At 66.3% G+C, this 8,774-nt stretch carries 11 protein-coding genes; 3 read left to right on the plus strand and 8 right to left on the minus strand.

Annotation, left to right across the window (positions count from 1 at the left end):
- The 3 genes from ACT3S6_RS15615 to ACT3S6_RS15625 all read right to left on the minus strand — a co-directional run.
- The coding region (locus ACT3S6_RS15615; RefSeq protein ID WP_444555729.1) for a DUF1990 family protein at positions 1-1,302 on the minus strand (1,302 nt) is incomplete at its 3' end.
- Between the two features lie 20 nt (positions 1,303-1,322).
- The gene (locus ACT3S6_RS15620; RefSeq protein ID WP_444555730.1) at positions 1,323-2,681 is read right to left on the minus strand and encodes an APC family permease; all 1,359 of its coding nucleotides are present in this window, start codon (positions 2,679-2,681) and stop codon (positions 1,323-1,325) included.
- A 35-nt stretch (positions 2,682-2,716) separates the two neighbouring features.
- Positions 2,717-3,184, minus strand: a complete 468-nt coding sequence (locus ACT3S6_RS15625) for a MepB family protein (protein ID WP_444555731.1) — start codon at positions 3,182-3,184, stop codon at positions 2,717-2,719.
- 67 nt (positions 3,185-3,251) lie between these two features.
- Here ACT3S6_RS15625 and ACT3S6_RS15630 point away from each other — a divergent pair, with 67 nt between their 5' ends.
- Both ACT3S6_RS15630 and ACT3S6_RS15635 read left to right on the plus strand, forming a co-directional pair.
- Positions 3,252-3,614 (plus strand): VOC family protein, encoded by a 363-nt coding sequence (locus ACT3S6_RS15630; RefSeq protein WP_444555732.1) that lies wholly within the window; start codon positions 3,252-3,254, stop codon positions 3,612-3,614.
- A 242-nt stretch (positions 3,615-3,856) separates the two neighbouring features.
- A complete protein-coding gene (locus ACT3S6_RS15635; RefSeq protein ID WP_444555733.1) occupies positions 3,857-5,296 on the plus strand; it encodes a sodium/glutamate symporter in 1,440 nt (479 codons plus the stop codon).
- 34 nt (positions 5,297-5,330) lie between these two features.
- Here the strand turns inward: ACT3S6_RS15635 and ACT3S6_RS15640 are convergent, their stop codons facing one another.
- On the minus strand, positions 5,331-5,570 hold the full coding sequence (locus ACT3S6_RS15640; RefSeq protein ID WP_444555734.1) for a hypothetical protein: 240 nt from the start codon (positions 5,568-5,570) through the stop codon (positions 5,331-5,333).
- 82 nt (positions 5,571-5,652) lie between these two features.
- Between ACT3S6_RS15640 and ACT3S6_RS15645 the strand changes: the two genes are divergently transcribed.
- The gene (locus ACT3S6_RS15645) at positions 5,653-6,105 is read left to right on the plus strand and encodes an OsmC family protein (protein WP_444555735.1); all 453 of its coding nucleotides are present in this window, start codon (positions 5,653-5,655) and stop codon (positions 6,103-6,105) included.
- A gap of 27 nt (positions 6,106-6,132) precedes the next feature.
- Here the strand turns inward: ACT3S6_RS15645 and ACT3S6_RS15650 are convergent, their stop codons facing one another.
- The 4 genes from ACT3S6_RS15650 to ACT3S6_RS15665 form a co-directional block, all read right to left on the minus strand.
- Positions 6,133-6,456 carry a putative quinol monooxygenase gene (locus ACT3S6_RS15650; RefSeq protein ID WP_444555736.1) on the minus strand — a complete coding sequence of 108 codons (324 nt, stop codon included), beginning with the start codon at positions 6,454-6,456 and terminating at the stop codon, positions 6,133-6,135.
- A 9-nt stretch (positions 6,457-6,465) separates the two neighbouring features.
- Complete coding sequence (locus ACT3S6_RS15655; protein ID WP_444555737.1) at positions 6,466-6,855, minus strand: MmcQ/YjbR family DNA-binding protein; 390 nt, start codon at positions 6,853-6,855, stop codon at positions 6,466-6,468.
- A 76-nt stretch (positions 6,856-6,931) separates the two neighbouring features.
- Positions 6,932-7,819: a carbohydrate ABC transporter permease gene (locus tag ACT3S6_RS15660; RefSeq protein ID WP_444555738.1), complete on the minus strand. Its 888-nt coding sequence runs from the start codon at positions 7,817-7,819 to the stop codon at positions 6,932-6,934.
- The gene (locus ACT3S6_RS15665; RefSeq protein ID WP_444555739.1) at positions 7,816-8,772 is read right to left on the minus strand and encodes a carbohydrate ABC transporter permease; all 957 of its coding nucleotides are present in this window, start codon (positions 8,770-8,772) and stop codon (positions 7,816-7,818) included. Before ACT3S6_RS15665 ends, ACT3S6_RS15660 begins: the two co-directional genes overlap by 4 nt.
- Positions 8,773-8,774: the final 2 nt, after the last annotated feature.

Here is an 8,774-nt window from a genome sequence, read left to right on the forward strand (position 1 = left end):
CACGGCGGTGAAGGCCTCCTCCCCCGCCACGGGATGGCGCTTCAGGGTTCCGTAGCCGAAGCCGGCCCGGCGCGGCCCGGTATCCGGATCCGCAGCCTCCGGCTCCAGGCTCCACAACACCCGGCAGGGCGCGGGCACCCGGATCGGTCCGATCCCCATGCCGGAGACGACGCGGACGCCCGGGCTCGCCCGCGGGGTATCCTCCGGCACCCTCAGTCCGGCACCGCGGTGCATCTGCCAATCCAGGATCCCGTCGGCCAGGCGGCGGAACGCGTCCTCGCCGGCCCCGACGCGTGAGCGCCGCCTGACGGTTCGGTAACCCGCCGGCGCGTGCCCGAGTTCGGTCAACCCATAATCGGTGTAGGTCAGATCCCCGGGCTGGCCGATCCGGGCGAGCCGGCGCAGTGCCGCCAGCTCGCTGGGCCCCTGTTTGCCCAAGGCGGCACCGATGACGGCCAACGACGCCTTCGCGCCGGAGCGTACGGGAACGTGGACCTGACGGCCGCCGGGCAGTCCCAGTGCAGGGGCTGAGAGCCCGAGCAGGTCGCGGTACCGCCCCGGAAGGGAATCAACGACGGCGGCAAAGAGCAGGCGGTAGCCGGGCATCAGCATCGGATCCAGCGGAGGGTTCTTCAGGAAGGACACCACCTCATCCACGCGAGGACCACCGGCCAGGAGGCCCTCGTCGTCGTACCCCTGAAGGCGTTGACGCAATTCGGCGTCGGTGCGCGGTGGATCGATGACCCCCATGAGTTCACCGGCCTTCGCCCATTGGCCGACATAGGCGTCGGCACCACCGAGCCGTGTTGGCACGGGGCCGCGGAAGAGTTCGTAGGAACGCAGGAATGCGTCGGTGAAGGCCAGGTGGACCCATTCGGACAGCCCGGGGTCGTTCGCCGAGTAGCGACGGCCGGTACCCTGCGCGTCCATATACTCCCCCCGGACCGGAACATGGAGTTTGCGGACATACCGGCAGGCTTCGTGGGCGGCGACCGTATCGCCGTAAGTGAGTGTGAAGATCCAGCGGATGGTTCCCGCGAGTCGACCCAGCGGATCCTCGCGGTAATTCGAATGCTCGGCGACGCCGGCGAGCGCGCCCGGATGCAGGGCCTGGATCAGGAGGGCACGGATCCCGGCGGCAATCGGCGTCGTGCCCCCGTTCACCTGCCAGACGACGGATCCGGCGTTGAAGTATCCGGCATCCTCGCCGTTCTCCAACGCGTCTTCCCAGGCAGGAACAGTTTCGGTTTGGCCGGCGAAGGTCATCCGCAAACGGGTTCTCAAAGGTGCCAACAGGTCCATTCCCCGAGCCTACTCCCGGGTCAGGTTCGGCTACTCCGATGCGAGACCAGGGCAACGATGAGCCCGACACCGAACCAGACGAGCCCGACGAGCAGTGCCAGCTGCGTGGCCGAGGCAAGGACCACCCCGAGCATCAGGGCCCCGACGACCGGGATGGCGCCGTGGGCGAACCAGGTCCCGCGCGCGGCGGCCTTCTGCTTCACCAGGTAGTAGCCGATCACCGAGACGTGCAGCAGGATGAACGCCGTCAGCGCCCCGACGTTCACGATCGAGCTGAGGATATCGAGCCCGTCGGCCCGGGTGGCCGCCCAGACGGCGACGACGATGTTCCCGCTGGCGGTGATCAGGATGCTGCGTACCGGCACCCCGGTCCGCTCCGAAACCGCGGCCAGTGCGTGCGGCAGGCGCCGCTCCCGCGCCATGTCCATGATGATCCTGCTGCCCGCGCCTTGCCCGACCATCGCCGCGAAGGCCGCGCCCGCCGCCTTGGAGAGGGCGAGCAACCAGTGCAGCCATTCGCCGATGCTGTCCTCCACGGCCACATAGTAGGCGGCACCTTCCAGACTCGGATCGGCAGCCAGCTGCGCAGGCGTCGTGGTGGAAAGTAGTGCCCCGACGTAGGTCTGGGCGACGAAGAGCAGTCCGGCCGCCACCAGGCAGATCAGTGTCGCCCGGCCGACGAGCCGGACGGTCCCCTTGGTCTCCTCGGCGAACGTGGCCAGGGCGTCGAAGCCCAGGAAGGAAAGCACCGCGACGGAGACGGCCGCCAGGACCGCGGTCAGCGAGAAGCCGCCGATCCCGGTGAACGGGCTGAGCCAGGGCCGTTCCGGTCCGGCCGTCGCCAGCACATAGGCACCGCAGACCAACACGATCAGCAGGACCAGGACCTCCAGGAGTACGACGGCGGTGATGACCTTGGAGGCCACACGCACCCCGGCCAGGTTCAGCGCCGTGGTCCCCACCACGGCGACGGCGACGAACACCCAGATGGGCACGGACGGGAACAACGAGTTCAGGGCGATGCCGGTGAACATGTAGGCGACCGAGGGGATGAGCAGGTAGTCCAGCAGGATCATCCACCCCGAGACATACCCGGCGCGGGGCCCGATCCCGGCCCCGGCGTAGGCGAAGACGGAGCCGGCCCGGGGGATTTCCCGCGACATGCGCATGTAGCTGGAGGCGGTGAAGGCCATGACCAGGGTGGCCACGACATAGACCGTCGCCACCGCTCCCCCGGACTTGGCGTCGAGGGTGCCATAGATGCCCACGGCAGCGGCGGGACCGATGAAGACCAGACCGTAGAAGACCAACTGCCCCAATGTCAGACTGCGCTTGAGCGATCCCTGGGCCGGAGCGGATTCCGGGGCGTTGGCGTCCATCCTGCCATTCTGTCGCAGTTTCCCCCGGACCGGGCTCACGATCCTGAAGTTGCTCCGAGCCGGACAAACGCCGGAGCCTGCGCCGCCTGGGTTCTCGAAGCCTGCCGGTTCAGGCCGGTGCACCATTCCGGATAGACGCGGAACCCCCGTTTTCCGGGATGCCCCTGCGAACTGGTGATGCCCAGCTCGCGCAGGTGTGCCGCGGTGAACCAGAAGAGCCCCCGGCGTTGGTCCTCCTCCACCACGAATACGGCGAGACCCGCTATTTCTTCATCGGCCGGAAAGGGCTCGGTGGCGCCCTGCTCGGATCGGCGCCACACGGCCACGAAGGCTCCCGCTTTCGTCGGGGTGACGCGGGCGGTGCGCAACCGCCAGCGCTGCCCTGAGACCGGTGCATTGCCTGCTTCGTAATCGCTGTTCTGTTCCTCCGGGGCAACGGGAACGAATTCCGTCCGCAGGCCCAGGGTGTGCTCGACGTACCAGTCGAAAGCGGAAAAGCGCATCCAGTGAGCCTAGCGCGACAGCGCTTCACCCCTTGGTCCGCGGGGCCCTTCCGCGTACCGTGAGCGCATGATCACCCGCATCGGTACCGCCATGTTGTACGTCTCGGATCAGGACGCGTCCCTTCGGTTCTATCGTGATCTGCTGGGATTCGTGATCGTCACCGATCAGGACATGGGCCACGGCGCCCGATGGCTCGAGCTGGCCCCGGCGGAAGGAGCGACCACGATGGCGCTGCTCGATGCCGGCCAGGCCGGCAAGCAGGCGGGAGAGGGCGCCTACCTGACCTATGCCTGCGAGGACATCGCCGCGACCGTCGGCTGGCTCCGCGAGCGCGGCGCCACGGTCACCGACCCCGATATCCAGCCGTGGGGCTCGTTTGCCTTCATCGACGGCCCCGACGGGCACCGCGTACAGATCCACCAGAAATGATCCCGGCCCCCACCGCCGGGGTGCCCTGAGGACGCGGCAAACAACGCACGGAATTTGCTCGGTTTCAACCAATACCGTGTGACCTTGTTCACCTATTGCACCGAATTGTCACGCGGCGGTACGGGAACCGGCCTCCGGGCCGAAGATCCGAGTGGACCGAGAGGCCTGCATCACGCAATAATTGCCGATCGACCACCGCGCCGCTGCTGTGACAGCGTCCGCCCACCAAGAATCGGAGAACCATGTCGGCAGACGTCGTGGGCCTGGCTCTTGCCCTGTTGGGACTCATCGTCCTGCTCGGCAAGCTGATCCGGGTACGTAGCAAGATCGCGCAGAAGTTGTTCCTGCCGGCCTCGATCCTCGGGGGATTCCTGGCCCTGCTGCTGGGACCCTACGTGTTCGGCAATTTGGCCTCGCTGGCCGGTACCGACAGATTCGCCGAGGGTGGCCTCTTCGGAACGCAGATCCTCGAGGTCTGGGGCACGCTGCCCGGCCTGCTCATCAGCGTGGTGTTCGCGGCACTGTTCATGGGTGAATCGATCCCCTCCCCCAAACGTGCCGCCCGGCTGCTGGGCCCGCAACTGAGCCTGGGCGTCACCTTCGCCTCCGGGCAGTACGTCTTCGGCCTGGCCCTGGCCGTCCTGGTCCTGGTCCCGCTCTTCGGGATGACCCCCATGGCCGGGGCACTGATCGAGATCGGCTTCGAAGGCGGCCACGGCACGGCAGCCGGCATGGCCCCGGTCATGAACGAACTGGGCTTCACCGAAGGACCGGACCTGGCGCTGGGCATGGCCACGATCGGCATCGTCAGCGGCATCGTCATCGGGATCGCAGCCATCAACTGGGCCGTGCGCACGGGGCGGACCGAGGTCATCTCCGCCTCGACCAAGCTTCCGGACAATGAGCTCAAGGGCCTCTACTCCAAGGACGACCAGCCCTCGGCCGGGCAATTGACCGTGCGCTCCTCGTCGGTGGAAAGCATGACGCTGCACGTGGCCTTCATCGCGCTGGCCATCCTCGTCGGACAGGTGCTCCTCTCGGCGCTGCAGTGGATCGAGAGCGTCACCTGGGCCGACAGCGTCCAGGTCTTCGAATACGTTCCGCTCTTCCCGTTGGCGATGCTCGGCGGGGTCATCATCCAGCTCGTCCTGGACCAGACCGGCAAGACCCACCTCATCGACCGTGGATCCATGATGCGCATCCAGGGCCTGGCCCTGGACCTGCTGATCGTCAGTGCCCTGGCGTCCCTGTCGCTGAAGGCGATCGCCGCCAACATCGGCCCCTTCCTGCTCCTGGCCGGTGTGGGCATCATCTGGAACGTGGTCGTGTTGTTCTTCCTCGCCCGCCGCTACATCCCGAAGTACTGGTTCGAACGCGGGATCGGGGACTTCGGGCAGTCGATGGGGGTCACTGCGACGGGCCTGATCCTCATGCGGATCGCCGACCCCGAGGGCAAGAGCCCCGCCTACGAGGCCTTCGGATATAAGCAACTGGTCTTCGAGCCGTTCTTCGGCGGCGGGCTGATCACGGCAGCAGCAATGCCCCTGATCTACCAGTTCGGGCCCTACCCCTTGCTGATCGGCATGGGCGTCCTGCTGCTCGCTTCGGTGTCCATCGGCCTGGTCAACGGCAAGCGGATGCGACGCTCCTCGGTGGCGGAGACTTCCCCGGCCCAGGGATGATCCCGGGCGCCGGGGCGGGCCGGTGACGCCCGCACTACCGGGCGGTGGCCACCAGGTAGTCCAGCGCCCGGCAGGCCCGCCACCCGGTCCAGAGGGCAAAGATGGCCGACCCCACCGCGGCCACGGCCCCGATGACGACCAGCGGCTGGATCTGCTGCCCCGGATCCGCGTTCCAGTTCAGCGTGAGTCCGGCGGCGATGCCGCAGCCGATGGACACCAGCCACAGCACGAGGGTGGCGACGAACATGCCGGACACTGAGTGCGGGCGATTCATGGGGGTTCCTCCTCGGTGACGTCGATAGCGCCAGCGTATCCCCCCGCCCCGCGGACCGATCCGCCGATGGCATGATGGTCGCATGAGTGAAACCCAGGATTCCAGCACCCGTTCCATCGAATTGTCACGTAACCGGACGGGCCACTACACCGCCCGCAATGCCGCGGGAGCCGAGGTCGAATTCGGCCAGGGCGAGGGGCTGCTCTCCCCCGTGGAACTGCTCTTGGCGGCCATCGCCGGTTGCTCGGCGATCGATGTGGACGTCGCCACCTCACGTAGCGCCGAACCCACCCAATTCGAGGTCACCGCCTCGGGCGACAAGATCGCCGACGAGGGCGGTGCCAGCCGGATGGAGAATCTGAATCTCGCGTTCAAGCTGGCCTTCGGCGATGACGCCGGGGGCCAGAAGGCGGCCAGCATGGTCGAACGCCTCGTCAAGCTCTCCCACGATAAGCACTGCACGGTCTCACGCACCGTCGAGCACGGAACCCCCGTGGCCTTCGACGTCGAGGTCTCCACGGGTGAACCGGCCTAGAACCGGGACCATCGCAGGGGGCGTGCTTCAGGCGTCGACCTGGAGTTCGCCCATCTGCTCCCAGCCTTCGCCCTCGACCTGGCGGCTGACGATGAGCGGTGTTTCGGCCAGGGTCGGGCGCATGGCCTCCAGGCCATCGGCGAAGTGCTGGCTGCGCACATGGGCCTCACCGGCCCCGTCCTGGAACGCCTCAACGAGCACGAACTCGTTCTCCGCTTCGACGCTGCGCGACCACTCGAACCAGAGGTTGCCTTCCTCGGCGCGGGTGGCCTCGGTGAAGGGCCGGGTGATCTCGAGGAACGAGTCGACGAATTCGGGCTTGACCTTGTACTTGACGACGATGAAAATCATGCGCCCAGCCTATCCCCGAGCCAGCCCATTCCACCCCAGGCGTTCGCGCTCGGCCTTCGGAAGCGATTCGACGACCAGATCGTAGGAGTCCTCGATCAGGTCACGCACCGTGGCATCATCGAGTGATCCGGCGCAGGCCACCGTGTTCCAGTGTTTTTTGCTCATGTGGTAGCCGGGAGTGATTTCAGGGTGCGCGGCCCGCAGCTGGTCGGCCAGGACCGGCTCGCATTTCAGGTTCGCGCGCGCCGGGTCCGATCCGTCCCAGAGCAGGGCGAACATCTTCACCCGCCCTTCGGGGGATCCAGAAACCTTGAACACACTGGCATCCGGGCCGAACGGATGGTCCTCGAACACCCCCGGCAACCCGAGGCAATAGGCACGGAAGGCGGAGTCGTCCATACCCGGCATCCTACGCGGTACGACGCCGGCACCCGAGGGGTGCCGGCGTCGTACCGCAGGAGGACGTGGTTGCTGTTTATTTCACGGCACCCATCGACAGGCCACGGACCAGCTGCTTCTGGGCCAGCCAACCGGCCAGGACCACCGGCAGCGAGGCCAGCACCGAGGCCGCCGAGAGTTGGGCCAGGAACAAGCCCTCGCTGGTCATCTGCGATATCAGGAACACCGGGACCGTCGCCGCCTTCGCGGCGGTGAGGTTCAGAGCGAAGAAGAACTCGTTCCAGGAGAAGATTACACAGATCAACGCGGTCGCCGCGATCCCCGGGGTGACCATCGGGATCAATACGGAGCGCAGCGTCTTGATCAGTCCGGCCCCGTCCACCGAGGCCGCTTCGAGCACCTCCCCGGGGACCTCCTGGAAGAAGGAACGCATCATCCACACGGCGATCGGCAGATTCATGGCCGTATAGAGGATGACCAGCGTCCAGATGCTGTCCAGCGCCCGCAGCTGACCGGAGATCACGTAGATGGGCATGATGACCGCGACGATCGGGAGCATCTTGGTGGAGATGAAGAAGAACAACACGTCATTGGTCTTCTTCACCGGCCGGATGCTCAACGCATAGGAGGCAGGAATGGCCAACAGAATCACCAAGAGCGTCGAAACACCGGTGGCAATGAGCGAGTTCAGGAAGTAGGGGGCGGCATCGGAGCCCAGCACTGCCTTGTACTGATCCAAGGTGGGTTCGAAGAAGAAGCTCGGCGGGCTCGACGAGGCCACGTTCTCCTGCTTGAAGGAAGTCATCACCATCCATGCGATCGGGGCGAAGAAGACCAGTGCCGCGACCCAGGTGAACGTGGTCAGCAGACTTCCGCTGACCACCCCCTTCCGTCGCGGTTTATAGACTTCCGGGCGTTCGGCCCGGGTGCCGGACCCCGCGGTTTGTTGGGTTGTGGCGCTCATGACAGCTCCTTGTCGTCGAAGCTGCGGAAGATCAAACGCAGCGCAAAGATGGCGATGAGGATCGTGGCGATGACCACCACGACGCCCATGGCGGCCGCCTGGCCGATGTCGAAGCCCAGGAAGGCGCGTTGGTAGATGTAGAAGGGCAGGTTCGCGCTGGCCGTGCCCGGTCCGCCGGCGGTCATCAGGTAGATCTGGTCGAAGGTGTTGACCACGTAGATCGACCCGAGCAACACGGCCAGTTCCATGTACCGGCGCAGCTGCGGCATGGTCACCCAGGTGAAGGTCTTCCACCAGCCGGCACCGTCCAGCGAAGCTGCTTCGAGGACGTCCTTGGATTGGGCCTGCAGTCCGGCCAGGACCAGCAGCATCATGAACGGGGTCCACTGCCACACCAGGGCGATGACCACCGAGAGCAGCGGGAGCGAGGAGGTGAAGTCGATCGGTCCGATCCCCACCAACCCCAGCACCCAGTTGACCATCCCGTAACTGGGGTTGAGCATCGAAACGCTCCATAGCAGCGAGGAGGCCACCGGCATGATCAGGAACGGGGTGATCAGCAGGGTCCGCACGATCCCCCGGCCCAGGAATTCGCGGTCCAACAGAATCGCGAAGAACGTCCCCAGGACCAGGGCGACGGCCACGCAGCCCAGCGTGATCACCACCGAGTTCACGGCCGCGACCCGGAACGTGGAATCGGAGAAGATGTCCACGAAGTTCTGCAGTCCCACGAAGATGTTGCCGTCGGGACGCAACAGGTTCCAGGACCGCAGCGAATACCAGATGGTCAGCAGGAAGGGCAGCTGGGTGACGATGATGGTGAAGATCAGCGCGGGAAGCAGCGGCAGCCGGCGGCTCCAGCCCTCCCTACGCCGGGCACGGCGCTGTCGCGCTGCGTGCGGTGCGGAGTCGGCGGCCGCCTGCTGGCGGTCCGTCCGGGTCAACGTACTCATGG

The sequence above is a fragment of the Arthrobacter sp. AOP36-C1-22 genome (assembly GCF_052377515.1).
In the GTDB taxonomy this organism is placed as follows: Bacteria; Actinomycetota; Actinomycetes; order Actinomycetales; family Micrococcaceae; genus Arthrobacter_H.